The sequence below is a fragment of the Lacticaseibacillus sp. 30 genome, from assembly GCF_053819265.1.
Genome location: NZ_JBSOQX010000013.1, coordinates 25,511 through 50,739, shown reverse-complemented (window position 1 = coordinate 50,739; position 25,229 = coordinate 25,511). Strand labels below are relative to the sequence as shown.

Here is a 25,229-nt window from a genome sequence, read left to right as displayed (position 1 = left end):
AGTATGATGACCGGGTTCGGTTATTGTGTTTAAGAGCGTTTATACGTCAGGTTCTAGTCTGGCGAGCGCGTTTAGAGGAGGATGCAACGTGAATCTCATTTTAATGGGACTTCCCGGTGCAGGGAAAGGTACTCAAGCAGAACGGATCGAAGACACTTATCCGATTGCACATATTTCAACCGGTGACATGTTCCGAGCTGCGATGGCTGCTGGTACCGCATTAGGTAAAGAAGCGAAAGGTTTCATTGATAAGGGTCAACTCGTACCGGACTCGGTCACGAATGGCATTGTCAAGGAACGACTCGCTGAATCTGATACCGATGCTGGTTATATGCTTGATGGCTTCCCGCGCACCATCCAACAAGCAGAGGCACTCGAAACGATTACAGCCGATCTGAAGAAACCGTTAGATGCTGTCATCAATATCGATGTTGCACCTGCAAAATTAGTCGATCGTTTGTCTGGCCGTTTTATTTGCAAGACATGCGGCGCGACTTATCACAAAATCTACAACCCGCCAAAGGTTGCCGGCACTTGTGATCGTTGCGGCGGTCATGAATTCTTCCAGCGTGAAGATGACAAACCGGCAACGGTTAAAAATCGGCTCAAGGTAAACATCGAAATGAACACACCGCTGTTGGACTTCTATGAAAAGAAGGGCCTGCTTCACACGGTTAATGGCGACCAGGACATTGATAAGGTGTTTGCCGAGATCAAAGCGATTTTGGCTGCTGTGGCAAAGTAAGTGCTTGGACGATTGCACGCCCCTCATGACTGTTTTCAAAGTCGAAGAATTATGGTACAATATCGCGGTATGCGGTGAGTGCCAATCGGCCTCACCCTTTTCGCGCGTTAATAGAACCAATAATTTTTAGGAGGAAACACTTCGTGGCAAAAGACGATGTAATTGAGATCCAAGGCACCGTGACGGATACCTTACCCAACGCGATGTTCAAAGTCAAACTTGAAAACGGCGCAGAGATCCTCGCCCATGTTTCCGGTAAAATTCGCATGCACTATATCCGGATTTTACCAGGAGATAAGGTAACGGTGGAGCTCTCCCCATATGATCTGACCAAAGGCCGAATCACTTACCGTTTCAAGTAGTTGCCAACTCAAGGAGGCTAAATTCTCATGAAAGTACGTCCATCTGTTAAAAAGATGTGCGAGCACTGCAAAGTGGTCCGTCGTAAAGGCCGGGTCATGATTATCTGCTCTGCAAACCCAAAGCATAAGCAACGTCAGGGATAATACAAACTAATTCAATAGGAGGTGTCATTGTACATGGCTCGTATCGCAGGTGTCGACTTACCACGTGGTAAGCAAATCGTCATTGCCTTAACCTATATTTATGGTGTTGGCAAGACAACCGCTCAAAAGGTCCTCAAGAATGCCGGTGTTCCGGAAAACGTTCGTCAAGATGACCTGACCCCAGAACAAGAAGACAAGATTCGTGCAGCCTTAGACTCCGTTAAGGTTGAAGGTGACCTTCGTCGTGAAGTAAACCTGAACATCAAGCGATTGATGGAAATCGGTTCATATCGCGGCATCCGTCATCGTCGTGGCTTGCCAGTTCGTGGGCAAAACACCAAAAACAATGCTTGCACCCGTAAAGGGAAGAAAGCAAGCATGGCAGGTAAGAAAAAATAATTAAAGGAGGTCATTGATCGATGGCAGGTAGAAAAACTACGCGGAAGCGCCGTGTCCGCAAGAACGTTGAATCTGGCGTGGCTCATATCCACTCAACATTCAACAACACCTTAGTAATGATCACGGACCCTCGCGGCAATGCGATCGCTTGGTCCTCTGCTGGTGCACTCGGCTTTAAAGGCAGTCGTAAGTCGACGCCTTTTGCTGCGCAGATGGCTGCTGAAGCTGCTGCAAAGGAATCAATGGAACATGGCATGAAGTCGGTTGAAGTTGCGGTTAAGGGCCCAGGCTCTGGCCGTGAAGCTGCGATCCGTTCACTTCAGGCAACTGGTCTTGAAGTTACTGCGATCCGTGATGTTACACCGGTTCCGCATAACGGTTCTCGTCCTCCAAAGCGTCGTCGTGTTTAATTGTTACCCTTCGGCCGCTTTAACGGTCAGGCAGACAAATCTTCACTTCTCGTTTTGAAAGGGGTACAAACTAGATGATCGAATTCGAAAAGCCGAACATTACCAAAGTTGACGAAAGCACCAACTATGGCAAGTTTGTGGTTGAACCGTTGGAACGCGGCTACGGTACTACTTTAGGTAACTCGTTGCGGCGGATCCTTCTTTCTTCATTGCCTGGGGCAGCTATCAGCAGCATCCAAATCGACGGGGTACTACATGAGTTCTCCACGATTGACGGTGTGCTGGAAGATGTGACCCAGATCATTTTGAATATCAAAAAATTGGCACTCAAAATGAACACTGATGAAGACAAGAACATCGAAATTGATGTCAACGGTCCGGCTAAGGTAACTGCTGCTGATATCGTCGCTGATCCTGATGTTGAGGTCTTAAATCCTGAACAGTATATCTGTACTGTTGCAGATGGCGGGCACTTCCATGTACGTATGACCGTTAAAAAGGGTCGCGGGTATGTGGCAGCTGACCAAAACAAGTCTGATGACATGCCAATCGGTGTTTTGCCGATCGACTCGATTTTCACCCCGATCAGCCGGGTTAACTATCAAGTTGAAAGCACCCGTGTTGGCCGTCGGAATGATTTCGACAAGTTAACGCTGGATGTATGGACTAATGGCTCAATCTCACCACGAGAAGCCATCAGCTTAGCAGCGAAGATCCTGACAGAACACTTGGACATCTTCGTCAATTTGACGGATGAAGCCAAGAACGCTGAAATCATGGTTGAAAAAGAAGAGACTCACAAGGAAAAGATGCTTGAGATGACTATCGAAGAGCTTGACTTGTCCGTTCGTTCTTACAACTGCTTGAAGCGTGCTGGGATCAACACAGTTCAGGAGTTAACCAACAAAACAGAAGCCGATATGATGAAAGTACGTAATTTAGGTCGTAAGTCACTTGAAGAAGTTAAAAACAAGTTGGCAGATCTCGGCTTAGGATTGCGTAAAGAAGACTAATTTCGAAAAGGAGGCCAATCCATGAGTTACCGTAAATTAGGGCGGACCAGCTCACAACGTAAGGCATTGTTGCGCGACCTGACCACTGATCTTTTGATCAATGAACGGATCGTCACGACTGAAGCCCGCGCTAAAGAAGTTCGTTCAACTGCTGAAAAGATGATTACTTTGGGCAAACGCGGCGATTTGCACGCCCGTCGCCAAGCAGCAGCTTACGTTCGCAATGAAATCGCGAGTGTCGAGGAACAAGATGACAACAGTGTTGTTGTGAAGTCCGCTTTGCAAAAGCTGTTCAGTGACTTGGCACCAAAATACGCAGATCGCAAGGGCGGTTACACCCGCATCTTGAAGACTGCGCCACGTCGCGGTGACGGTGCACCAATGGTTATCATTGAGCTCGTCTAAACACAGTTAAAAATGGATGGCCCACGCGGTCAACCAACTTTGATCATTTGATCGATGGAGCGTTACGATGATGGCAGGCCCAGTTCCTGCTTAGTCTAGCTTGAGAGCACCGGGCAACCGGTTGTCTCCATCATTAAATGATTTTTTTTGTGGAAGCGCGAGCCAGCCCGGGTAGAAACCGGAGTGTAAGTGGCTTTGGTCGTGATGGCTGGGTTTTGGCCATTGCGACCAAAGTCCTTACACGTAGGTTTCTGCGACTGCGAGCGCGTTATAGAACGCGCAGAAGCTCAATGGTATTGTCAAGGATAGAACATTCCTACAATAGCATGAACCACAGAAAACCTGAAAAACCTCGCAGAAAACCGCCAAAATTGGCGGTTTTTCCTGTATACTGCAAAATAACGGAGGTTAACAACATGCACAATTGGCTTAAACAAAGAGCACCATGGCAGATTGGATTATGTGTCATCGGCATTTGGTCACTGATTGCCATTGTTTGGGTTCTCCTGTTGGTCTTGTTAACACCACCAAATGGCAGCACAGGTGGTTTATTGATGCCGGGAGTGGATCACCTTGCTAACGGCAGCGTTACTGTGCAATGGCTGTCATATGCTTGGCTCATATCGATGTTAAGTGGTTATCTGACGGGACGACAATATCGCAAGCAAAAACTACCCCCTGCATTGCCCAAAACACTTATACCACTAACGATTTTCTGGGTCATCATTTTGCTTCTTGCTCAATGGTATCCACTGTCTTGGTTGACGAAACCACACTCACTTGACGGCTTTCTGCTGCTGGCAATGCTTAGTTTTGTTGTCATTATGCCAGTCGGGATCGGCGCCGCATATGCAGGACTGTTTGTGAACGGTTCTCGGTATTTAACAGTCATTTTCCTTGTGCTTTTGCTGATGACAATGCACACTAATCAATTGATCGTGAATGGTAACAGTCAATTTGGCATGGTGATGTTGAATGCGACTCCGATGCGTGTACAAGCTTGGATGTTATTAATAGGTGGTTTGATATTAAGCACTTTTTTTGCACTTCTAAGTACCAAGCTCGACATCGTTAAAAAAAGTTTCTAACAAACCTGTTTTTCATGTGTGTACGATTTTCACACATGCTGACATTGCCGAGTAACTGCAAGACAAGGGGAGCCTAACTCCCATCGGCTAAGTAAAATATGGTATCATTATCCGGTATACAAAGCGTAGGAAGAAGGGGCATCGTGGGCAACGTCATTCGTGTTCAACATTTGAATTACACTTATCCTGAAGCCAAACAGCAAGCGCTGACGGATGTTTCATTTGATGTGGCCAAGGGTGAGTGGCTGGCGATCATCGGGCACAACGGCAGTGGGAAGAGTACCCTTGCCAAAAATCTAAATGGTTTGCTGGCACCGGAATCCGGTACTGTGCAGGTAGCAGGCATGACGTTGAGTGAAGAAACCGTTTGGGATATTCGCGCCAAAGTCGGCATTGTTTTTCAGAATCCTGATAATCAGTTTGTCGGTGCGACAGTCGCAGATGATGTCGCTTTTGGCTTAGAGAATCGTGGCGTCCCGCGACCGGAGATGATTAAGCGAGTTGACGAGGCCTTGGATCGTGTTGGCATGACGGCTTTTGCCGATCGGGAACCGGCACGGTTGTCTGGCGGTCAAAAACAGCGGGTTGCCATCGCTGGCATCGTGGCTCAGCGACCGGAAATTATTATTTTAGATGAATCCACATCAATGCTGGACCCAGCTGGTCGGCAAGAAGTATTGGGTGTTATTCGGGAATTGAAAGACGAACTTGGGTTGACGGTTCTTTCAATTACACATGATATTGATGAAGCGGCGGAAGCGCACCGGATTATTCTCTTGAATGATGGCAAAATTAATGAGATTGGTACCCCAAGCGAGATCTTTTCGCATGGGATGGAATTATTACGACTGGGATTGGATGTTCCATACTCGGAGAAGCTGAAAGATGCTTTGGCCCAGCGCGGCATTGCGATGCCAAAAGACTATATGGACAATGAAAGGTTGGTAGACTACCTGTGGACATTACATTCGACCATGTGAGCTTTACCTATCAGGCAGGTACGCCTTTCGCTGGTGATGGCATTAAAGATGTGAGCGGGGTTATTCGAGACGGCAGCTATACGGCAATTATCGGTCACACCGGTTCTGGCAAATCAACCATTCTGCAACATCTGAACGCGTTGTTGAAACCAACTTCCGGCACGGTGACGATTGGCGACAAGGTCATTACCAATGAAACTAACAATAAGAACCTCAAGCCGCTACGGCAAAAAGTCGGGATGGTTTTCCAATTTGCGGAAAATCAGTTGTTTGAACAAACAGTCGCTAAGGATATCGCTTTTGGCCCCCAAAATTTTGGGGTTAGCGAAAAAGATGCCTTAGCTTTGGCCGATAAAATGGTCAAAATGGTTGGCTTACCGCATGATGTGTTGGAAAAGTCGCCGTTTGATCTGTCTGGTGGTCAGATGCGTCGTGTTGCGATTGCAGGCGTGTTGGCGATGCAGCCGGAGGTATTAGTACTGGACGAGCCAACGGCGGGCCTGGACCCCTCAGGACGCCATGAGATGATGCAAATGTTTGAACAATTGCACCGCGAGCAAGGACAAACGATCGTGTTGGTGACACATCAAATGGATGATGTGGCAGACTATGCGGATACAGTTTGGGTCATGGCAGAAGGCAAGTTAATCAAAACAGGAACACCGCGAGAGATTTTTGCTGACCCAGCTTGGTTAAAAGCTAATCAGCTAGGGCTGCCAAAGACGGCGCAACTGGCGCAACAATTAGCAGCTAAGGGGTTCCACTTTGATCCACAACCGCTAACTGAAAGCGAGTTGGCGGATCAATTGGTGCCGCAAATTGGAGGTGGCCAGCGTGGATAAATTACTGCTAGGCCGCTATATTCCCGGCGACTCGTGGGTTCATCGATTAGATCCGCGAACCAAACTTATCGCCAGCTTCTACTATATTGGGATTGTCTTTTTAGCCAATAATTGGCAGACATACCTAATGATGTTTGTAGCGACACTGTTCATGATTTGGCTATCAGGTATCAAAATCGGCTTCTTCCTTAAGGGGGTTCGCCCACTGATTTGGCTGATTTTGTTTACGGTTGTGCTGCAGGTGCTATTCGTTCGTGGTGGTACGGTTTACTGGCATTGGGGCTGGTTATGGATTACTGAATTTGGTCTGATAAACGGAGCCTTTATCTTTGTCCGGTTTGTGTTGATCATTTTCATGTCCACTTTGCTCACCTTGAGTACTCAGCCGCTGTCGCTAGCTGATGCGGTGGAAAGCCTGTTGAAGCCACTGCGCGTCATCCGCGTACCAGTAACCGAGCTGGCTTTGGTTTTGCAGATTGCCTTGCGCTTCGTACCCACGCTGATGGATCAAACGACCAAAATCATGAATGCGCAGCGTGCCCGTGGTGTTGATTTCGGTGAAGGTAACATTTTCCAGCAGATGAAGGCTGTTGTACCGTTGCTAATTCCACTATTTGTCTCAAGCTTTACGACTGCCGATGAATTGGCTACTGCTATGGAAGCGCGTGGCTACCAAGGCGGCGATGACCGAACGAAGTACCGTATCCTACGCTATCATCGGCGCGACTGGGTTGCAGCAGGCGGGATGCTTGCTTTAACCGGTCTGTTGCTGTTGTTGCGTGCTTAATAGAAGGGACATCATGACGCATTACAAGGTAACACTGGCCTATGATGGCACCAACTTTGCTGGCTATCAGGTTCAACCAAAACAGCGCACAGTCCAAGGTGTGCTGCAAAAAGCTTTAACCAAAATGACGAAGGGGCAGCTAGTGCATGTCGATGGTTCAGGCCGAACTGATTCTGGTGTTCACGCTTTAGGTCAGGTGATCAGTTTTGATTACCCGGGAAATATTCCGGCTGAGTCGATGCTGAAAGCGATGAATTCGTTGATGCCATTAGACATCGAAATTCTTAAAGCTGAAATCGTTGATGCCGATTTTCATGCCCGCTATTCCGCTAAAGGCAAACGGTATTTGTACCGAGTGGCTCGTGGTTACTATACAAATCCGTTTAACCGCCTATATACTGGTCATTATCCTTACAAACTTGATGTGCAACGAATTGAAGTGGCATTGAAGGACCTAGTCGGCACACACGACTTTACAAGCTTTGCGGCCAGTGGCGGCGTGATTGTCGATAAAGTTCGGACGATTTATGAGGCAACTGTTCGAGAAGATCCAGTGACAAACGAAATTATTTTTGAATTCTATGGCAATGGCTTTCTTTACAACATGGTTCGGATTCTCGTTGCGACAGCGCTTGAAATTGGTAATGGGCGGCGTGATGTTCACGACTTTCAGCGTTTGTTTGCAGTCAAAGATCGTCAACAAGCACGCGGCACCGCACCAGCATCAGGGCTGTACTTGAAGGAAGTTTATTATTAGAGGCTGACGCTGCGGCGTTGGCTTTTTTTGCTTTAGCTAGATAGCTTTACAACATAGTGAACACATGCTACTATCTAGTTAGTAAAACAACCTAGTTATGCGAGGTGTAAATTGAAGCAAAGCCAGTTATTGAAAGGTGTCCTCGAAGGATGTGTTCTTGCCATTGTGGCTAAAGGAGAGATATATGGCTACGAGTTGATTCAAGCGTTACAGCAGGTTGGATTCAATTCGGTTATGGGTGGTACAATCTATCCTTTGCTAGCAAAGCTTGAAAAAAATGGTGATCTAGCCAGTCGCATGCGTCCTTCGCCTGAGGGCCCAGACCGAAAATACTATCATGTCACTGAGCAAGGTAGAACAAGCCTTGCTGCCTTTGAGCGACAATGGCAGCAGTTGGTTGTGCAGGTGGCTACAGTTTTACATAAAGGGGATGACGCTGATGAGTGAACACAGTTCGCAGTGGTATCGTGATCAAACAAATCAATTAATACAGTCCTTGTCAAAAAATGATCAACAATACTTTGAAGATTTACAATTATATTTAGTCACTAAAAAGGCCTTTTCACGCGATGAGCTGGCAATTCAAAAATCACTTTATACAATGGCACAGGATCTGGTGGATGCTTCAAAAGATGGCATCTCAGCGTCAAATTTTTTTGGGAAAAAGCCCAAGAAAATGGCCGATGAGATGCTCACGCAAATGCCGAAGATTAGTTTGCGGGAGCGCCTTGAACTAATCGGGATTGTTGTCGGCATTTCTTGGCTATATCTCTTCTTGAGTGGCGGTAATGGGCGCGATGATCAAGCCATGATTCTGAACCCCTGGAAGTATTTGGGAGTTGCCTTTATTGAGGGAATCTGTTTAGCACTAATTTTATGGATAGTCAATTTCTACACCGTGTCGACAACTCATCGATCTTGGAAGCGATTCTCGGCTGGTATTTTAATGGCGTTGGTGTTTGCAGGTGGGGCCGCTGCTTGGATTTGGCTAGAGGAAATACCAAGTCAATTTGGTATCAAAATTTTATATCCATGGGATGTGGGGCTAATTGTTCTTATCACAATTCTTGGTGCATTGTATTTTTGGGTTAAAATGCCGTCAGAGTTTCGCTTAATCGCTTTGGTAACGGTGGTTATGGGGATTGGCGTGATACTTCAGCGATTGGCGTATGCAGGGGTTGTCGTCTACACAAAAATGGGACGTGTTATCTTCGCAGTGGCGGTGGTCATGACCATTGTGATATTAGTCGTATGGAATATTTATATCGTACGTAAAAAAGAATCATCCTAAATCTAAGCCAAAGAAAAAAGCATCAAAGCATGTAACACAAACGCTTTGGTGCTTTTTGACGAATCAATCAGGTAAGGCAGAACATCATTGTGATTACCGCGTATAGTGCCGCACAATCGCATTTAACGTTTCAGCCGCCCCGGCTTTGCCGGTGCCGTCTTCGTAATACTTGCTAAATCGTGGATCGGAAACATACATCGCAGCTAAACCGCGATGAGCTTTTTGTGAGTATTGTTCAGAAGGCCAGGTCATTTGTAGAAATTGTTTGTGCAATTTGAAGACGCGTTTTGCCTCCGGGGTATTGAAATCGGTGGTGCCAACTACCGGCTTTAAGGCATCCAAAATTTCCTGCTGTAGGGCAGTTAGTTGCGCGACCTGCGCCTGTGACATATCGCGGAACTTTTTGTTGCTGGCTTCGACAATATCATTCCCATATTGTTGCCGGATTTCTTCACCATATTGTTGTTCGTTTGCTTTGATGGATTGATCTTTAAAAGCGGCAAATTTTTCGTCATCAGTCATTGTATCGACTCCTTTTTCTAAAGTTTGATCAAGGGTAGTGAGCAGTAAGCTTAGTTGATCGCGTTTGGCAGTGATGCGTTTGCGTTGTTGCTTGAGAGCGGCGGTTAAGTTTTCAGCAGGACCGTCTAGCAGCACCTTCACTTGGGCAAGTGGCATCTCAAATAATTGTAAGAAGCGGATGGTTTGCAGACGATCAACCTCAGCCTGGGTATAAACGCGATACTGATTATCAGGATCACGTTGCGTTTTCAGCAAGCCAATCTTGTCATAGTAGCGCAATGTTCGTGGTGTCACACCAGCCAAATCGGCTAGTTGTTTTGTAGAATAGGTCATCACTTGCCTCCTAAACGCGCTCAACCAGACACTTCCAAGGGCAATGGCCAAGACCCGGCCGATGTCCTTGAAGTCGCTTATACGCCGGTTTCAAACCGAGTTGGTTCGCGCGCTCCCTTAATCAACTATAACAATAAACCGTGACGTAAGGTCAGGGTCAAGCGCAAAAGAAATTAATTATTTGGCGGGGAGGACTTCCTAAAATTTGCAAAAAAAGAACCGCGACCCGATAGTGCGATCCGCGGTTCATGATATTCAGTTGTTTGACGATGGTTACTTCTTGAGGACCTTTTCGGCCAAAGCTTTGACTTCGTCGTCGGACATATCTAAGACTGGCTTCATTTCTTCTTCAGTCTTAATGGTGTCGCGGCTGTTCTTTTCCATGTAATAATCCCACAGCGCATCACGTACAGGTGCTTCGCTGTCGCTCCAGTCAAATACCTTGTTCATTGGTTCATCGAGAAACAATGTCTTTTCAGGATCTACTGATGCCATAATGATTACCTCCATGATTTATACTCATTTTTGATACAAGTTCATTATAATCCTTTTACTAGGAGATGGTGCAAATTTTTAGCACTGTTTTTAATTGAGTGCTAATTTTTGGGGTGTTTCTTCGTTGCTAGCCGCTAGCTGGTAACAGTCAGCGCGTTTACGACATCACCTTTTAGATGGCACTTGCCTTTATTTTCCGCATTCCTTCGTCAGTTAACGTCTTTAAACGACCGTCGCGCATTTCATAAACGGTGTCGACAGCATCAAGTAAGCGTGTATCATGGGTAATCATCATAACGCCGCGTTGAGAATGGTGTGCGATATCTGCTAACAACTGAACGACCTGCAAAGCGCGCTTAGTGTCGAGACTGGCAGTTGGCTCGTCGGCGAGGATGATCGACGGATCGTTGTACAATGCTCGCGCGATGGCAACGCGTTGCCGTTCGCCGCCAGATAAAGCTGCAGGGTAACTAGTAACCAAGTCGCTAATGCCAAGCATGTCAAAAAGTGCCGACATGGTTGTTTCATGCTTATGATGATGATTGAACCGATCAACTAAGGTGAGCTGATCTTTGACGGTTAAAAAAGGAATCAAATTGCTAGCTTGTAGAATAAAACCAAACGTATTGAAGCGTAAATTGGTTCGTTGGCCTTCATTCAAATGGGTGGTGTCTTGATGATTGACGATAATCTGACCGTTGCTTGGGCGTTGCAGGTTGCCGATAATCGTCAGCAAAGTTGTTTTGCCTGAACCTGAAGGGCCAATGATGGCCGCAAATTCACCGGCCTTTAAAGTGAAATCGGTCGGGTACAGAGCTGTGACCGCGGTATGGCCAGTACCGTAAGTTTTACTAACTTGTTTCAACTGAATAAGAATTGCCATCTCATTCGCCTCCAATCGCTGCTAATGGATCAATTCGTAAAATGCGTCGAAGTGAAAATAGTCCACCAATAAGCGACATGACGATTAACGCCGTCGCAATGCTGAAAAAGAGGATACTATTGGCATAAAATGGCATTGTTTTGGGAAGTATCAGCTCAGTCAGCATCAACAAGCCTGCCCCCACCGCAACGCCTACCACAGCGAGCATTAGGATTTGCCAGAATAATGCGGCGATGATGGCACGCGTTCGGATACCTTGCGCCCGCATGACGCCATACATCGAGATTTTTTGGATCGTCAAGATGTACATGAAAATCCCGATAATGAGCAACATAATGCCAATCATGGCACCAATCATCAAGGCAAACGTCGAAGTTTCGGCGGTATAACCGGGGATGTTGTTAATCAACGTTGCCCGGGTGACTTGCTCCATTTTGGCGGGCACCTTTTTGAAGGCGTGCGGGCTAATCAAAACCGAAACGTTCTGGATACGACTTTGGCCGTATTTTAATTGCCGAAAAGTCGTTAAAGTTGTGTAGAATACAGGTACAGTGTAAAAAAGGCGATCATGGGTGAGCCCGACAATGTGATACTTTTGATCGCTGCCATTGAGCGTGATATGGTCACCTTGATGGAGGCCGTAATGAAGAACACTGTCGTCAGCCAGTACCTCATTGCTGTGCTCGGGCATTCGGCCGCTGGTGACAGGTGGCTTCAACTTGCCACTAAGATTGACACCAAAAATATTACTGTTCACCTTTTGATTCGTCTTGGTGTTTTCGGCGACAACGGACACTTGACCAAGCAGCGCTGCCTGATGAGTGTCTGCTTGGTCGACTTGTTGCTTAGTGACAGTCGAGCTTAACAGATTTTTATTTGCGTATTTTGACATGAGCACATAGTTACCTGCTAAGGCATCAATCGCGGTTCGGTTGTTCCGCGCTAAACCGGTTGCTAGGCCAGTCAGAAAGAAAACTAGGTAGGAAATCAGTACAAAGGTTACCACCACCAAAAGGTAACGGGCCTTGTTGTGCGTAATCTCTTTGTAGGCAAGGAACATCTTGTTCACCTCCAGATTTGATTTTGCACAATTATAATATCACTCATTTATCGAATGATAAACGAAAAGGACTTAAAAAATGAATCAACGTGAACTGCAGAAAAAAGCAACCATGCAACGCATTTTGACGACAGCACAAACTTTATTCATGACGCACGGTTATGCTGCGGTCACAACGCGGATGATTGCCGACGCTGCTAGTGTCCAGCAACCGTTGCTTTACCACTATTTCAAGACTAAAGAGGCCTTGTACCTTGCTGTTGTCATGCATGTAAGTGAAGCAATGGCCGCAAAAATCGTGCATGAACAAACAGATAGTCAACATTTTGTCGCCAACGTCAATCGGCTGGGCCATTTGTTAACCGACGACAATGATATGAACTTGCAGTTGGTGCTCCATGATATTGGCAACTTAAATGAAGCAGCGCGATTCAAAGTGTTTCAAGCGTGGCAAAAAGGCCTGTTGAATCCCTTAGACAGTTTCTTTACCGTTTTTAAACAACGACTCGCGCCGGATTACCAAATTCGGGAAGTGACGTTGTATTTTTTGACAGTCCTATCAATTTATCTCCAACCAAATGAGCGTCCGACTAGCAACCGGATAACATTCAAACGCCAATTATCGCTTGATCGCGCGTTGCAAATGTTTTGTACAGGGGTCCAACAGAAAGGAACTATCCAGCAAGACTGATAAGTGTGCTGGATGATGGTGCGTCCTTTCAAAAACATAGCATGAGAAAGCTGTTCCAGATAAGGCGGTTCGGCACTACTGGTTTGCTGAGCAGTCGACAGTTTCACGGCGATCGTTTTGCGATTTTTACATTGACTTAGACGCCAATCGTTGGTATTCTAGTAGCTGGTATTGTTTGCCCCACGATAAGCCCCGGAAACTTAACGTGTTCAAACAAGCACAGAATTATGGAGGAAACAAATCGTGCGTACAACATTTTTGGCTAAGCCAGGTGAAATCGAACGTAAGTGGTATGTGGTCGACGCAACGGATATTCCGCTGGGCCGTCTCTCATCTGTCGTTGCTTCGATCTTGCGTGGCAAGAATAAGCCGCAATTCACCCCAAACGTTGATACTGGTGACAATGTCATCATTATCAATGCTTCCAAACTGAAGTTGACTGGCAAAAAAGCCTCAGACAAGATTTACTATCACCACAGCCAGCATCCAGGTGGTTTGAAACATGAAATCGCTGGGGATCTCTTGCGGGATAACCCAGCTCGTCTCGTTGAATACTCTGTTAAGAAGATGCTCCCGACCAAGAATACACTTGGCCATCAGCAATTCTTGAAGCTTCATGTCTATGCTGGGGAGGAACACCCGCATTTGGCACAGAAGCCAGAAGTACTCGACATTTCAAACTTAATCTAAGGAGGCAATTACTGTGGCACAAGTACAATACGCAGGTACAGGTCGTCGCAAGAACTCCGTTGCGCGGGTCCGTTTGGTTCCCGGCACCGGCAAGATCACGATGAACGGTAAAGACGTTCGCGACTACCTTCCATATGAAAACCTGATCACTGATTTATCCCAGCCGTTCGGTATCACCGAAACAACTGGCAGCTATGACGTGCTCGTTAACGTCAATGGCGGCGGTTTTTCTGGTCAGGCCGGCGCCACTCGTCACGGCATTGCCCGTGCCCTGTTGACCGTCGATCCAGACTTCCGCGGCCCATTGAAGAAGGCCGGCATGCTTACCCGTGACCCTCGTATGAAGGAACGGAAGAAGTACGGTCTGAAGAAGGCTCGTAAAGCTTCACAATTCTCCAAGCGTTAATCATTCGATCAACATTTGGCGTCTCAACACTTTCCTGATTTTCGGGAAGGTGTTTTTTGTTGCGCTGAAAAAATAATCAGCTGATTTTGAAGTTAAAAAACGCATGTGATCATCTAGTCTGAACTAGTCTGTTCACATGCGTTTTTATTTAATGTGGGATTAAAATTAGTCACCTGTTTTTTCAATTCGATACTGCTTAGCAAACTGCTGCTTAGAGACGACGCGGTGATTTGTGACGTCCAAATAGTCACCTAGATAGCCAATGGTCACGACCCCAAACTGAACGCCTTGAACGCGAAAAACACTGGCTTTCTCATGCTGTAAGCTTTCGATCATTGGCGGAAATAAACCGGCCATTAGAATGCGAAGTCGGTCATCCAACCAAACAAGGTAGTTCTTTTCAAAAGCTTCTTTGACCCAGTCAGGGAATTCGTTGTTTTTACTAATTTCCCAAACTTCGGCGGATTGATCTTTATAAGTCGCTTTCATCAGTATCCTCACATTCGGATTGTCGGATTTATTTGTTTAAATAGTTGTGCTATTTTGAGGTTCCATTTGTGGAAGGAAGAATGACTGTGCTGTTTGTTAAATGAAAAAGCTCATGCTAGTACTCATCAAAAATGTATCACGAGGGCAGCAACTATGGCAAGCACTGAAGCATGCTGATTTCTGAAAGCAAGATTTATGGACGCCTATAACATTTTAAAACTTCACATGGTAGAATTAGTAAAAGAACTTTGCACAACTTGGGATTAAACCTATTTGGGTACTAACTTATTGGGGAATCGTTAAACTATAAAACTTTGGAGGAAAAAATAGATAGATCGCCGTGTGTGATCTACATATTTTGATTGAGTGATGAAAAGGAGAAAACTGGTCTTAATTAGTTTGGCCGTGGTCGTCGTGATTGCGGCACTCATTTTTGGGGTCGCAAGACATAACAAAACGCAAGCTGAACAAGCGATTCAAGCGCGCAATGCTAAGGTTGATCAAACATTAACCGCTATAAGAGCACAACATAAAAAGAATGTGGCGCTGAAGGATGATGCCAAACGATTGCAGGCACTGGCGAATCTTGAGACGCGTAGTGAGGCGTATTCGCTGCGTGCAGATAGAAAACAGCCGGTCATAGCGCTTTATAAGGAACTCATCAACAAGGAAAAGGCCTATTTTACTGACAAGAATCAAAAGAGCCTGAAGAAAAATAAGCTGACTGATGACCAATTGAAAGACATCAAGAAGAAAGACCTTCAGGCGAAGCTCGCTGGGTTAAATGCTTTAACCGATGTGCTTAATACACAGAGAGATATTGTCTACAATGATAAGAATTTTAAGACTTTAAGTACTGAGATTCAGCATCTGAGTGAACGCTATGCTGAACGCTTACGGCAGATGACGCAGGATGAAGGTCAGGCTAGTCAAACAGCTGAGAGTAGCAATACAGCTTCTGAGGTGCAAGGCCAACAGGATCAGACTGACCAATCAGCTAGTGGGCAATCTGCTGAAACCGGCCAGTCAGGTAACGTTGGTAACGGGCAGACAGGCACAGGTACAAGCTCTGGTGGATATGGGTATAACAACACTTGGAATAGTTGGTATGCGCCGAATAATAATGGCGGTAACTCCGGGTCAGTGACGGATAATAGCGGCGCAGGAACAACAACTACGCCGAATGCCGACAATAGTGGTACTGGTACTGGAGCGTCAGATCAAGGCTCGTCAACAGGAACTGACGGCGGCAATCAATCATCTAGTGCGACGGGTAATACTGGTATAGACGGGCAGGTAAGTTCCGGCGCGGACGGGACAAACCCATAACCTAATCGAGATAACCCATCTTCTGAAAATACTTTGTCACCAGCGGCAACAGTGTTGGCTGCATAGACGGTGCCATAAAATACAACGTCATCATCAGGCGCTTCCACGACGAGACGCGATAATAAGCTTCGTTGTTATGCGGATGCTCTGTATAATCAGTCCAGCGAATAATGTCGGTCTCGTTAAAAAAGCGGCTGATGCTGCCAGTTGCATGGTTTGGATTTTGACTAACACGTAAAACGATCATGGCTAACCTCTCTTCCTCATCGTCTAGGAAGGGCTTTTTTTGTTGAGCTAAGACATTAGCGACGACATCCAACGCCTGCTGAAGCTGCGCTGTGGTTATCTTAGGATGAGCGGCTGCCGCTGCAAGCAAATCACTGCCATGGGCAATGAATGCCATGCGCCCAGCCTTTTTATCGAAACATAACCGCGCCAATCGGTTTCGACCTGCAGATACTTGAGGACCCAATCTATCCAAGTTTGGATTTGTTTGTCAGTTAGAAATGGTTTGCTGCTATCGGTTTCTAACAAAATCACCTTTAATAAGGCGGTGAAGGTTCTAGTGAACACTTTTTCAGTAGTTAGATTTTTTTACTCGAAAATATGGGAGTGACATTTAAGTCGGGTAGTATTTTTCATTGAAAAATTAAAGTTAGAATTATACAACAGAAAAGTCTTGATATGAAAAATGTGATTAATTCATGTTAAAAACATTCTAAGCATAATAAACCGCCAATGTTCGCCTTTAATCGAGTGATTTTATTTGACGGCGCAAACAACGTTCTGTAATCTACTAAAGTACACATGTCAGGAGTTATTCTTTTAAAGCCTAAGGAGGAAGCACGATGAAGCTGAGCAAAAACGGACAAATGTCTTTATTGACACTAACATTGGGGTCACATGGATTTGAACGAAAGAAGGAGCTTCATGGCGCTTATCGAGGTAGACCATGTTACTAAACAATACGTAAAAGTAGCAAAAATTGGCGTTGTTAAAAAGAAACGTACACTTTTCACGGCGGTTGATGATGTCAGCTTTGCCGTTGAGCCAGGTGAAAAAGTTGGCATTGTCGGCTTAAATGGTTCGGGAAAGTCAACACTGATCAAGATGATGTTGGGGATTTTGCGGGCGGACAATGGGACACTTGCTACATTTTCGGGAGATCCGACAAAATATCGGCAGCGAAATGCGCAACACATTGGCATCGTGTTCGGGCAGCGCAGTCAGCTTAGGTGGGATCTCCCGGTTTATGATACGTTTTTATTAAACAAAGAGATTTATCGCATTTCAAAAGAAGATTTTTTAGCGCGGGTTGAGCATTTAACATCATTATTGGACGCAAAAGACTTTTTGCAGCAACCGGTTAGAACGTTAAGCTTAGGTCAGCGGATGAAAGCGGAGGTGATGGCATCGCTGCTTCATGATCCGGAGCTGATCATTTTGGATGAACCAACTATTGGCCTTGATGTGGTCACTAAGAAAAAAATCGTTAAGTTCCTACAACAAGTCGAAGGCAAGACCTTGTTGTACACCTCGCACGATCTTGAGGATGTTGAAAAAATTTGCTCACGCATTTTAATTCTTGATCACGGAAAACTGTTGACAGACATTTCCGCACAAGCTTTGGCAAAAATCGCGACGCCATCACAGATTGAATTTTCACTCGTTGATTCAGCTAATCTGCCAGCGGCTCTTGCTGACGTTGGGGTGCAGACACTACCCAATGGCAATTTTAGAGTTGCGGGACTATCTTCTAAAGAGGTTCAAGATTTTATGAGGCGACTCATCGCGACAACCGAGCTGGCTTCTGTGACGATTGCGAATAAACGCTTAGAATATGTCATTTCATCAGGACTGACAACAGGTGGCGGCCAATGACGTTAAGACTGATGATGATTCGAATTGGTTTGAAAAGGAGTGTCGCCAATCGCTATGCGTTTGGCTTCTACTTATTTGGCAATTTAATTTCGATTGCCGTGATGTTTTTTCTGTGGCAAAGTGTTTTACGGCATCGACCAAGTGCCGTTTTTGCCGAAACGATCACTTATTTGATTTTCATGCAACTATTGACGGCTGTCTTTCCGAAAACTAGCTTTGCTATCCACGACGATATCCGTACAGGTAATATCGCCCGCCTGTTATTGCGGCCAGTGCCGTTACTGACCCATTATTTTTGGGAAAGTGTTGGTTATTCATTTGGCAAGTTGATTTTTATCGGTATCCCTGATGTCATCCTATTGGTCGCGGTGAGGCAGTCAGCGCTTGCGTGGCAGACGCTACCGTTGTTGGTGATGGCGGTCATGCTTGGATATGTACTGTATTTTGAACTCGAGGCGATCATAGGGTTATTTTCTTTCTACACCTATAGCATTTGGGGTATCAATACGTTTAAAGCTGCTGTTCTGCTGGCCGTGTCGGGAAATGTTTTTCCAGTGAATTTTTACCCAGCAGCGGTGAAAACAATCGCACAGTTTTTGCCATTTCAATACGCGTTCGGTGCGATTGGTAAGTTGTTATCACAGCAGCAGGCTGCCGACTTTTGGCCGACATTGTTCATGCAGAGCCTCTATATTGCCACGTTATTTGGTGTCTATCACTTGCAGCTGAAAATAGCGATCCAACGTGTTGTGGTTCAGGGAGGTTAGCTGATGACGAGATATGCGCGCTTACTGTTAACCTATTTCAAAATTAATTTCAAATCATTAGCCATTTACGATTTTGATTTTTATTTTTCAATTGCTGGCATGATGATTCAAAATTTGATCAATGTTGCGGCACTTCGCTTTTTATATTTGTTAGTCCCGACGATTCAGGGCTATACGTTTACGGAACTGTTGACGACGTATGCCATTGCCAGCACCTCATTTGCGATTTTTCGCTGTTTTTTCATTAATACGCTGAATATTGCGGATTATGTGCGAAAAGGAAAGTTTGACGGCTTGTTGGTTAAACCTGTCAATCCGCTTTTCCAGTTGTTGAATGAAAGTTTTGATGAAGATGCTTGGGGTGACTTGGCGATATCCGTACTGATTTTGACCACGATTGCATTCAGCTCGCACATGCCTTTACTTATTTTCTTGCTGGTCCTGCTGATGTGCTGTGCCACTTCTTTAATCTTCTTATCCTTAACCTTACTAGGCGGGATGGTGTCGTTGTTGTCACAAGGGTTAGCAGATTTATCGGAGACAGTTTATGACTTTTTTGAATTTTCAAAATATCCGCTCTCCATTTACAATACGCCGTTAAAAATGATCCTCACTTGGTTTTTACCATTAGGTTGGGTGGCCGCTATTCCGCAATCAACGGTCATTGACGATGGCCGCTGGTATTTTGCTATTCTGGTTGTTGGCATCTCGGTTGCTTTCTTCACCCTCGTTTATCAACTATGGCGGCTTTTTCTGGTGAAATATCAAAGTACAGGCACGTAAAATAAGGCGAAAATCATTTGCGACATCCAACACCTGATGCCCGTTTTTAAATTTTGAAGTGACAGAATTAAGCTAAATGATTTAAAACTCAAATGTGCTCGCCATGTTATTGATTATGAATTCCTTTTGGTCAAGAACCATTTTAGACAAACTTTCGGTCCTTTCAGCTGATGATTCGTGCTGAAAGGGCATTTTTTTATGCTGATTAGGTCATAAACTCTTCAAATGGAGTTAAGTCAGCTTTAAGTTGCTCTCGTTAGTATGAACACCATCAACTTAAAGGAGATGGCCCTGATGCAAGAAGTCACGACACTCACGCAACGGCCAAAGCCGCGGACCAAAAGACATATCAATTGGTTCAAGGTACTGCCTTGGATCGTGCCGTTGGGATTACTGGCTGGATGGCAAGCCGCGGTCAGTTTTAACTGGCTCACGAGTTCCTTACTTCCGGCACCCTTAACGGTGATTCAAGATGGCATCACCTTGTGGCAAAGTGGCGAATTGCCAAAAAATATTGCGATTAGCCTGTATCGTGCAACAGCTGGGTTTGCGATCGGTGGCAGTATCGGATTTGTACTTGGCCTGATGAACGGTTTGGTCAGACCAATCCGAGCCTTATTAGATAGTCCGATTCAAATGCTTCGCAACATTCCGCATCTATCCTTGATTCCCTTGCTGATTATTCTGATCGGCATTGGCGAATCGGCCAAAATATCGTTGGTGGCAATCGGGGTCATGTTCCCGATCTACATCAATACTTATCAAGGTATAACAACGGCCAATCCAGAATTGCTTGAAATGGGGCATGCCTATGGTCTTTCAAAGCGCGACTTGTTCACGCGAATTATTTTTCCAGGGGCTTTACCCAACATTTTGATGGGTGTGCGGTACGCGCTCGGCGTGATGTGGACCACATTGATTGTCGCAGAAACCATTTCTTCGAGTTCCGGCTTAGGCTACATGGCAACGAATGCACAAGAATTTATGCGGATGGACACCGTCCTGCTTTGTATTTTGATCTACGCATTGCTCGGCAAGGTGTCCGACCTCATTGCGAAAAGTTTAGAAAAAGTCTTCCTTAGTTGGCGTCAAGGAGGTGTCGAGGCATGACTGATCCAATTATTAGTTTACGTCAGATTAAAAAAACCTATAACGATAAAACTGTCTTGCATGACATTCATCTTAATTTGTACCCTGGTGAATTCTTGGCACTGGTCGGCATGAGTGGCGGCGGCAAAAGCACCATTCTTCGCCTAATCGCAGGACTCGAGCCGCCGACTGCCGGTGACATCCAACGTCAAAATGGACTGGTCATGCGGATGATGTTTCAAAATGATCGCTTGCTGCCGTGGTTAACCAATTTGGACAACGTTTCTTTTCGGTCACACGATCCCGCTATCGTGCAACAAGCTAAGTCACTGTTAACAGCAGTTGGCCTTGCTGACAAAAGCGATGGTTATCCCGTGCAACTTTCAGGTGGTCAAAAGCAGCGGCTGGCGTTGGCGCGAGCGTTGTTAGCTAAGCCGCAGTTACTGTTGCTCGATGAACCGCTTGGCGCATTAGATGCCTTGACGCGGCAACATATGCAGGATCTGATCCTTGATATTTTCACAAAACAGCATTTAAGCAGTTTGCTCATCACGCATGATGTTAATGAAGCTGCACGCATGGCCGATCGCATTGTGGTTGTCAAAGATGGCAAGCTGGCATACGAAACAAGCGGTGCTCGTGGTCAATCACCAGAGAAAATTGCGAACACAGCGGCGCGAGTTTTGAACGCGATTGTGTCTGAGCCGGTGACAACATGAAGCAGGCGAATGACGGCGAGCGGCGCGAGCCGAAAAAAGTTAAGCATCCTTATCTATATGAAATTGATCTTATGCGTTTGATTTTTATTGCAGGGGTGCTGTTGAATCACACGACAACGGCATTTCAGCATCAAACATCCAGCGGTTTAATCAGTACTGGATTCTTAGCCACACATTTAATGATTCATTTTACGCGAATGGGTTTCATGTTTATGACCGGTTTGGTATTGACGATGGTGTATTACCGGCGTCAGCGCAATTGGCCGCTGTTTTACAAAAAACGCTTCACAACAGTCGGCGTACCTTACGTCTTGTGGAACACTTTATTATTGGCAGGTTCAGTACTGCTTGGTGTTGGCGGCTTTACCATCGCCAACTTCTGGCCAGACTATCTCAGTGCCTTGCTGCATGGCGATCAGTTTTACCTCTACTACGTTTTGGTCACCTTACAATTGTATCTATTGTTTCCAGCCATGCTGTGGCTATTTAAACGGACGGCTGGTCATCATATCAGGTTAGTCGTCGCTAGCTTCGGCGTTCAAATGCTGCTAGTCATCGGCATTAAGTATGGGTTGCCACATGTCAACACAAGCAACTGGTTATGGTGGTTTAAGGCCTATGGGGTCAATGTTTTCACCTATCAGTTCTTCTTCATTAGCGGTGGACTCGTCAGCATGCACTATGAAAAGGTCAAGCAATGGCTTCTTGCCCATCAGGTGTTAATCGGCTGGGGTGCTTTGAGTCTCAGTATTGGCACCATTGGTCTCTATGTTTTTAACAAACAAGTTCTGAACTTTGGTCACAACGCCGCTGTTTCGCCGCACCAACCTTATATGTTGATCTACGATGTCGTGATGATCGCTTTTGTATTCGTATTAGGCCAGCGATACGCGGTCTGGCATACGAAGCGACCCGAACATTGGTTGGCACGACTGATCGGTCATGGTGCCCAAGTTTCTTTCGGCGTTTATCTTTGTCAAACCATTGCTATTAGCCTGTTAGGCGGCTTGTTGAGTCTCGGTGGTTTTAGCAATGGCATGTTGATCTTACTACTACCAATCGGCTATATCTTTATTCTAGCTGTTTCATTTACCATTGCTTGGCTATGCCACCGGATCGCGCCGTTTGGGTGGCTGATTGGCCGTCCGCAGTCCTTGTCAGTTTCATCGAAAGGAGTCTTGAATCATGAGCAAACTCACCGATCTGTTGTCTCAGAATCTAATAAATGAGCGTGATTACCCAATTGTGAAATCAGTCGCTGCCGATACTTGGTATACTGGGCGCGATCTTGAAGAGGACGTCGCAGTCTTGCGTGACCAGTTGAATAAACTGAAAATCGGTGCAGGGGATCAGATTCTTGTCGCTTTGCCAAACGCTCCCGTCCATCTGGCGTTAAATCAGGCACTTTGGGAGATTGGTGCGGTTGTCCATCCGATTGCTGCCGCGACCCCGTTGCCAGAACTGAAGGCGGAATGGTCATTGTATCACTATCAGGCAGTTATAACCTTGCCTGATGTTGGCGAAAAGCTGGCAGAACCATTGGTGCCGTGCAGTCGGCTTCGTCTGCATACTATCGCAGCGCTAGCGATTTTAACTGATGCCAGTCAGCTTGCGTATCGCATAAACGCGCCGCAGAAACGGCCAAAAGAAGAGGATCTGGCTTTGATCCTCAACACTTCGGGCACAACTGGCAAGCCGAAACGCGTGGGCTTAACCCATCGCATGTTGTTGAATGCGGCCCAACACGATGCCAAAAGTCATGCCTTATCAGCTGATGATATCGCCATGGTCGTGATGCCGATGTTTCACATCAATGCGCAGGTGATTTCGGTTTTGGCTACCCGACTTTCAGGTGGCAAACTTGTCATCGCACCGAAGTTCTCCGCTAGCAAATTCTGGCCGCTCATCGCAGACAACCATGTCACGTGGGTTTCAGTTGTGCCGACAATCATTTCGATTTTGCTCATGAACGAAAACGCCTTGAAAGCTTATCACCCTGACATTCATTTGCGATTCGTCCGCAGTTCCTCGTTTGCATTGCCAGAAGATAAGTTGATAGCCTTTCAGACGTATTTTCATACGCAGATTCTCGAAGGTTATGGCATGACTGAGACGGCGAGTCAGAGTACCTTAAATCCAATTAATGCACCAAAAATTGGGTCTGCCGGCAAGCCGGTGGGTACAGAACTGCGACTGATGCTGGCGGACGGTTCTTTGAGCCAGCAACCGTATGTTGAAGGTGAAATTGCTCTTCGCGGCGATCACGTCATTCACGATTATCTCGAACCGCATCCTGAATCTTTCAAAGACGATTGGTTCCTCACTGGCGATCTTGGCTATTTAGACGAAGATGGCTATCTGTTTGTCAAAGGCCGTCGTAAGGAAATGATCAATCGCGGTGGTGAAAAGGTTGCCCCGGCAAAAGTCGAAAATATCCTTAATGAGTTAGACTGGGTTGCTCAAGTAGCGGTGATTGGTTTGCCAGATGCACTTTATGGCGAAGCAGTCACGGCGGTTGTCATTCGCCAAAACGTGACCGGCGACCCAATGAAAGCCAAAGCCGCCTTGATCGATTACGCTCGCCAGCATTTGGCAGCGTATGAATGTCCAACCGATGTCGTTTTTGTCAAAGCCTTTCCGGTCAATGCAACTGGGAAAGTAATCCGACCGAAACTGCGCAAACAGCTGATGCAAGGCGGACAAGCCTATGAAGCATAAAAAACACCTTTGGTTCTTGGTGATCGGCTTAATCATGTGGCTTAGTGTTGCCGTCTATGGCTATACGCAGACCACGACGGCGGCCAGTGATCTGGAAACAGTCACGATCGGCTACCAAAAGGCCGATCCTGTCGACATTGCCCGCCAGCACGGTGAGTTAATCAAAAAAATGAAAGCAAAAGGCTATCAAGTCGTCTTCAAGGAGTTTTCTGATGGTGCTGCGCTCATGACTGCTTTGAAAAGTGGGGCGATCGACTACGCTCGCGTTGGCGATACGCCGCCAGTGACAGCAAAAGCTGCTGGCACGGATATTGCGCTGATTGCTGCTGGTGCCACCAAGGAATATGGCAGCGGTATTCTTGTTGGTAAGAACAGCCAGATCACCAATCTCAAGCAATTGAAAGGCAAGACGATCGCCTATCAAAAAGGCACTGCCGCCCAATACTTGATTATTCAGGCCTTAAAAAGGCAGGTTTGTCCACCAATGATGTTAAATTAGTGAATATGGATCAAAGTTCAGCATCGGTCGCTTTTGCAAAAGGCAGTGTGGATGCTTGGGTCACTTGGGATCCGTATACGGCAACAGCACAAGTCAATCAAGGGGCCAAGTTGCTGACAAACGGCACCGGCTTGGCAAAGAATCGTGACTTCCTGATCTCAACCCAAAATTATGCCAAAACTCACACCGCGCTAAGCAAATTGCTGACAACCTATATCAACGATGATATGACGTGGGCCAATAATCACCACACACAACTCATTGCCATGCTCAGTAAAACCTTGAAACTATCAGACGCTGTGATTCAAAAAATGGTTGAACGCCGAACTTATGCCATGGCGCTCGTTAAAGCAGATAGCAGCATTGTCGATGAAGAAAATCAAATCGCGAATACCTTTTATCAAGAAGGTGTTGTGACCGAGAAGGTGGATATGAAGACAACATTAGTCAGTGGTAGCGACTGATCAGTTGCAGCCCGGGACTTGCTGGATAAAAAAGACTCCTTGAGATGAAATATCTCAGGGAGTCTTTTTTGATGGGACCATGGCATCATACAGCAATCACAACTATTTTTTTAACGGGACATTTTTCAATGCTGAGTGCTTCTGGCATTTTTCCAGCATCAATCTGTGGTTATGCATGAAAATGGCCT

32 protein-coding genes and 1 pseudogene are annotated in these 25,229 nt (G+C 46.0%); 26 read left to right on the top strand and 7 right to left on the bottom strand.

Annotated elements, in window-relative coordinates:
* Nucleotides 1–88 precede the first annotated feature (88 nt).
* The 14 genes from ACWPAB_RS09680 (at nt 89) to ACWPAB_RS09615 (ending at nt 9,223) form a co-directional block, all read left to right on the top strand.
* Nucleotides 89–745, top strand: a complete 657-nt coding sequence (locus ACWPAB_RS09680; RefSeq protein ID WP_003567523.1) for an adenylate kinase — start codon at nt 89–91, stop codon at nt 743–745.
* Nucleotides 746–888: 143 nt separating this feature from the next.
* The gene (infA, locus tag ACWPAB_RS09675) at nt 889–1,107 is read left to right on the top strand and encodes a translation initiation factor IF-1 (RefSeq protein ID WP_003567521.1); all 219 of its coding nucleotides are present in this window, start codon (nt 889–891) and stop codon (nt 1,105–1,107) included.
* A gap of 27 nt (nt 1,108–1,134) precedes the next feature.
* Nucleotides 1,135–1,251, top strand: coding sequence for a 50S ribosomal protein L36 (gene rpmJ / locus ACWPAB_RS09670; protein ID WP_003567518.1), 117 nt, complete (start codon nt 1,135–1,137; stop codon nt 1,249–1,251).
* 33 nt (nt 1,252–1,284) lie between these two features.
* Nucleotides 1,285–1,650: a 30S ribosomal protein S13 gene (gene rpsM / locus ACWPAB_RS09665; protein WP_016382008.1), complete on the top strand. Its 366-nt coding sequence runs from the start codon at nt 1,285–1,287 to the stop codon at nt 1,648–1,650.
* A gap of 20 nt (nt 1,651–1,670) precedes the next feature.
* On the top strand, nt 1,671–2,060 hold the full coding sequence (gene rpsK, locus ACWPAB_RS09660; protein ID WP_003567514.1) for a 30S ribosomal protein S11: 390 nt from the start codon (nt 1,671–1,673) through the stop codon (nt 2,058–2,060).
* Between the two features lie 74 nt (nt 2,061–2,134).
* Nucleotides 2,135–3,073 carry a DNA-directed RNA polymerase subunit alpha gene (locus ACWPAB_RS09655; protein WP_003567511.1) on the top strand — a complete coding sequence of 313 codons (939 nt, stop codon included), beginning with the start codon at nt 2,135–2,137 and terminating at the stop codon, nt 3,071–3,073.
* 21 nt (nt 3,074–3,094) lie between these two features.
* Nucleotides 3,095–3,478 carry a 50S ribosomal protein L17 gene (gene rplQ / locus ACWPAB_RS09650; protein WP_003567509.1) on the top strand — a complete coding sequence of 128 codons (384 nt, stop codon included), beginning with the start codon at nt 3,095–3,097 and terminating at the stop codon, nt 3,476–3,478.
* A gap of 416 nt (nt 3,479–3,894) precedes the next feature.
* Nucleotides 3,895–4,566, top strand: a complete 672-nt coding sequence (locus tag ACWPAB_RS09645; RefSeq protein WP_003585653.1) for a hypothetical protein — start codon at nt 3,895–3,897, stop codon at nt 4,564–4,566.
* Nucleotides 4,567–4,709: 143 nt separating this feature from the next.
* Complete coding sequence (locus ACWPAB_RS09640) at nt 4,710–5,546, top strand: energy-coupling factor ABC transporter ATP-binding protein (RefSeq protein WP_003580999.1); 837 nt, start codon at nt 4,710–4,712, stop codon at nt 5,544–5,546.
* Nucleotides 5,522–6,388 carry an energy-coupling factor ABC transporter ATP-binding protein gene (locus ACWPAB_RS09635; RefSeq protein WP_003567503.1) on the top strand — a complete coding sequence of 289 codons (867 nt, stop codon included), beginning with the start codon at nt 5,522–5,524 and terminating at the stop codon, nt 6,386–6,388. Before ACWPAB_RS09640 ends, ACWPAB_RS09635 begins: the two co-directional genes overlap by 25 nt.
* Entirely contained in the window at nt 6,381–7,175 is a 795-nt protein-coding gene (locus ACWPAB_RS09630; protein ID WP_016380500.1) for an energy-coupling factor transporter transmembrane component T family protein, read from the top strand. Before ACWPAB_RS09635 ends, ACWPAB_RS09630 begins: the two co-directional genes overlap by 8 nt.
* Nucleotides 7,176–7,188: 13 nt before the next feature.
* Entirely contained in the window at nt 7,189–7,932 is a 744-nt protein-coding gene (gene truA / locus ACWPAB_RS09625) for a tRNA pseudouridine(38-40) synthase TruA (protein WP_003585649.1), read from the top strand.
* A 111-nt stretch (nt 7,933–8,043) separates the two neighbouring features.
* Entirely contained in the window at nt 8,044–8,379 is a 336-nt protein-coding gene (locus tag ACWPAB_RS09620) for a PadR family transcriptional regulator (protein ID WP_003585647.1), read from the top strand.
* The gene (locus ACWPAB_RS09615) at nt 8,372–9,223 is read left to right on the top strand and encodes a DUF1129 domain-containing protein (RefSeq protein WP_016380499.1); all 852 of its coding nucleotides are present in this window, start codon (nt 8,372–8,374) and stop codon (nt 9,221–9,223) included. Before ACWPAB_RS09620 ends, ACWPAB_RS09615 begins: the two co-directional genes overlap by 8 nt.
* A gap of 93 nt (nt 9,224–9,316) precedes the next feature.
* Here ACWPAB_RS09615 and ACWPAB_RS09610 read toward each other — a convergent pair whose 3' ends face one another.
* From ACWPAB_RS09610 to ACWPAB_RS09595, 4 genes are all read right to left on the bottom strand, one after another.
* Nucleotides 9,317–10,078, bottom strand: a complete 762-nt coding sequence (locus tag ACWPAB_RS09610; RefSeq protein ID WP_003585642.1) for a MerR family transcriptional regulator — start codon at nt 10,076–10,078, stop codon at nt 9,317–9,319.
* 273 nt (nt 10,079–10,351) lie between these two features.
* The gene (locus ACWPAB_RS09605) at nt 10,352–10,573 is read right to left on the bottom strand and encodes a P8 family protein (protein ID WP_003567496.1); all 222 of its coding nucleotides are present in this window, start codon (nt 10,571–10,573) and stop codon (nt 10,352–10,354) included.
* A 172-nt stretch (nt 10,574–10,745) separates the two neighbouring features.
* Complete coding sequence (locus ACWPAB_RS09600; protein WP_003585641.1) at nt 10,746–11,456, bottom strand: ABC transporter ATP-binding protein; 711 nt, start codon at nt 11,454–11,456, stop codon at nt 10,746–10,748.
* 1 nt (nt 11,457) lies between these two features.
* Nucleotides 11,458–12,516, bottom strand: coding sequence for an FtsX-like permease family protein (locus tag ACWPAB_RS09595; RefSeq protein ID WP_016368159.1), 1,059 nt, complete (start codon nt 12,514–12,516; stop codon nt 11,458–11,460).
* A gap of 79 nt (nt 12,517–12,595) precedes the next feature.
* Here ACWPAB_RS09595 and ACWPAB_RS09590 point away from each other — a divergent pair, with 79 nt between their 5' ends.
* The 3 genes from ACWPAB_RS09590 (at nt 12,596) to rpsI (ending at nt 14,303) form a co-directional block, all read left to right on the top strand.
* Complete coding sequence (locus ACWPAB_RS09590; RefSeq protein ID WP_003585637.1) at nt 12,596–13,207, top strand: TetR/AcrR family transcriptional regulator; 612 nt, start codon at nt 12,596–12,598, stop codon at nt 13,205–13,207.
* 243 nt (nt 13,208–13,450) lie between these two features.
* Nucleotides 13,451–13,897, top strand: coding sequence for a 50S ribosomal protein L13 (gene rplM, locus ACWPAB_RS09585; protein WP_003567485.1), 447 nt, complete (start codon nt 13,451–13,453; stop codon nt 13,895–13,897).
* 13 nt (nt 13,898–13,910) lie between these two features.
* On the top strand, nt 13,911–14,303 hold the full coding sequence (gene rpsI, locus ACWPAB_RS09580) for a 30S ribosomal protein S9 (RefSeq protein WP_003567483.1): 393 nt from the start codon (nt 13,911–13,913) through the stop codon (nt 14,301–14,303).
* A 165-nt stretch (nt 14,304–14,468) separates the two neighbouring features.
* Here rpsI and ACWPAB_RS09575 read toward each other — a convergent pair whose 3' ends face one another.
* Nucleotides 14,469–14,792, bottom strand: a complete 324-nt coding sequence (locus ACWPAB_RS09575; RefSeq protein ID WP_003585634.1) for a hypothetical protein — start codon at nt 14,790–14,792, stop codon at nt 14,469–14,471.
* A 369-nt stretch (nt 14,793–15,161) separates the two neighbouring features.
* Between ACWPAB_RS09575 and ACWPAB_RS09570 the strand changes: the two genes are divergently transcribed.
* Nucleotides 15,162–16,121, top strand: a complete 960-nt coding sequence (locus ACWPAB_RS09570; protein WP_003585632.1) for a hypothetical protein — start codon at nt 15,162–15,164, stop codon at nt 16,119–16,121.
* Between the two features lies 1 nt (nt 16,122).
* Here ACWPAB_RS09570 and ACWPAB_RS09565 read toward each other — a convergent pair whose 3' ends face one another.
* The gene (locus ACWPAB_RS09565; protein WP_016382009.1) at nt 16,123–16,524 is read right to left on the bottom strand and encodes a DUF2785 domain-containing protein; all 402 of its coding nucleotides are present in this window, start codon (nt 16,522–16,524) and stop codon (nt 16,123–16,125) included.
* Nucleotides 16,464–16,661 carry a DUF2785 domain-containing protein gene (locus ACWPAB_RS09560; RefSeq protein WP_235714073.1) on the bottom strand — a complete coding sequence of 66 codons (198 nt, stop codon included), beginning with the start codon at nt 16,659–16,661 and terminating at the stop codon, nt 16,464–16,466. Before ACWPAB_RS09560 ends, ACWPAB_RS09565 begins: the two co-directional genes overlap by 61 nt.
* A 390-nt stretch (nt 16,662–17,051) precedes the next feature.
* On the opposite strand from ACWPAB_RS09560, the gene ACWPAB_RS09555 reads away from it, so the two are divergent.
* The 8 genes and pseudogenes from ACWPAB_RS09555 to ACWPAB_RS09520 all read left to right on the top strand — a co-directional run bounded on the left by ACWPAB_RS09555 (nt 17,052) and on the right by ACWPAB_RS09520 (nt 25,041).
* The gene (locus ACWPAB_RS09555; RefSeq protein ID WP_003585630.1) at nt 17,052–18,002 is read left to right on the top strand and encodes an ABC transporter ATP-binding protein; all 951 of its coding nucleotides are present in this window, start codon (nt 17,052–17,054) and stop codon (nt 18,000–18,002) included.
* Nucleotides 17,999–18,769, top strand: coding sequence for an ABC transporter permease (locus tag ACWPAB_RS09550; protein ID WP_003585628.1), 771 nt, complete (start codon nt 17,999–18,001; stop codon nt 18,767–18,769). Before ACWPAB_RS09555 ends, ACWPAB_RS09550 begins: the two co-directional genes overlap by 4 nt.
* 3 nt (nt 18,770–18,772) lie before the next feature.
* Nucleotides 18,773–19,552, top strand: a complete 780-nt coding sequence (locus ACWPAB_RS09545) for an ABC transporter permease (protein WP_003585626.1) — start codon at nt 18,773–18,775, stop codon at nt 19,550–19,552.
* 294 nt (nt 19,553–19,846) lie between these two features.
* A complete protein-coding gene (locus ACWPAB_RS09540; RefSeq protein WP_003596135.1) occupies nt 19,847–20,662 on the top strand; it encodes an ABC transporter permease subunit in 816 nt (271 codons plus the stop codon).
* Nucleotides 20,659–21,360 carry an ABC transporter ATP-binding protein gene (locus ACWPAB_RS09535; protein WP_003567460.1) on the top strand — a complete coding sequence of 234 codons (702 nt, stop codon included), beginning with the start codon at nt 20,659–20,661 and terminating at the stop codon, nt 21,358–21,360. Before ACWPAB_RS09540 ends, ACWPAB_RS09535 begins: the two co-directional genes overlap by 4 nt.
* Nucleotides 21,357–22,589 carry an acyltransferase gene (locus tag ACWPAB_RS09530; RefSeq protein WP_003585621.1) on the top strand — a complete coding sequence of 411 codons (1,233 nt, stop codon included), beginning with the start codon at nt 21,357–21,359 and terminating at the stop codon, nt 22,587–22,589. The genes ACWPAB_RS09535 and ACWPAB_RS09530 overlap by 4 nt, the downstream gene beginning before the upstream one ends.
* Nucleotides 22,546–24,078 (top strand): AMP-binding protein, encoded by a 1,533-nt coding sequence (locus ACWPAB_RS09525; protein WP_003585619.1) that lies wholly within the window; start codon nt 22,546–22,548, stop codon nt 24,076–24,078. The genes ACWPAB_RS09530 and ACWPAB_RS09525 overlap by 44 nt, the downstream gene beginning before the upstream one ends.
* A pseudogene (locus ACWPAB_RS09520) lies at nt 24,068–25,041 on the top strand (aliphatic sulfonate ABC transporter substrate-binding protein). The gene ACWPAB_RS09525 and the pseudogene ACWPAB_RS09520 overlap by 11 nt, the downstream one beginning before the upstream one ends.
* Nucleotides 25,042–25,229 lie beyond the last annotated feature (188 nt).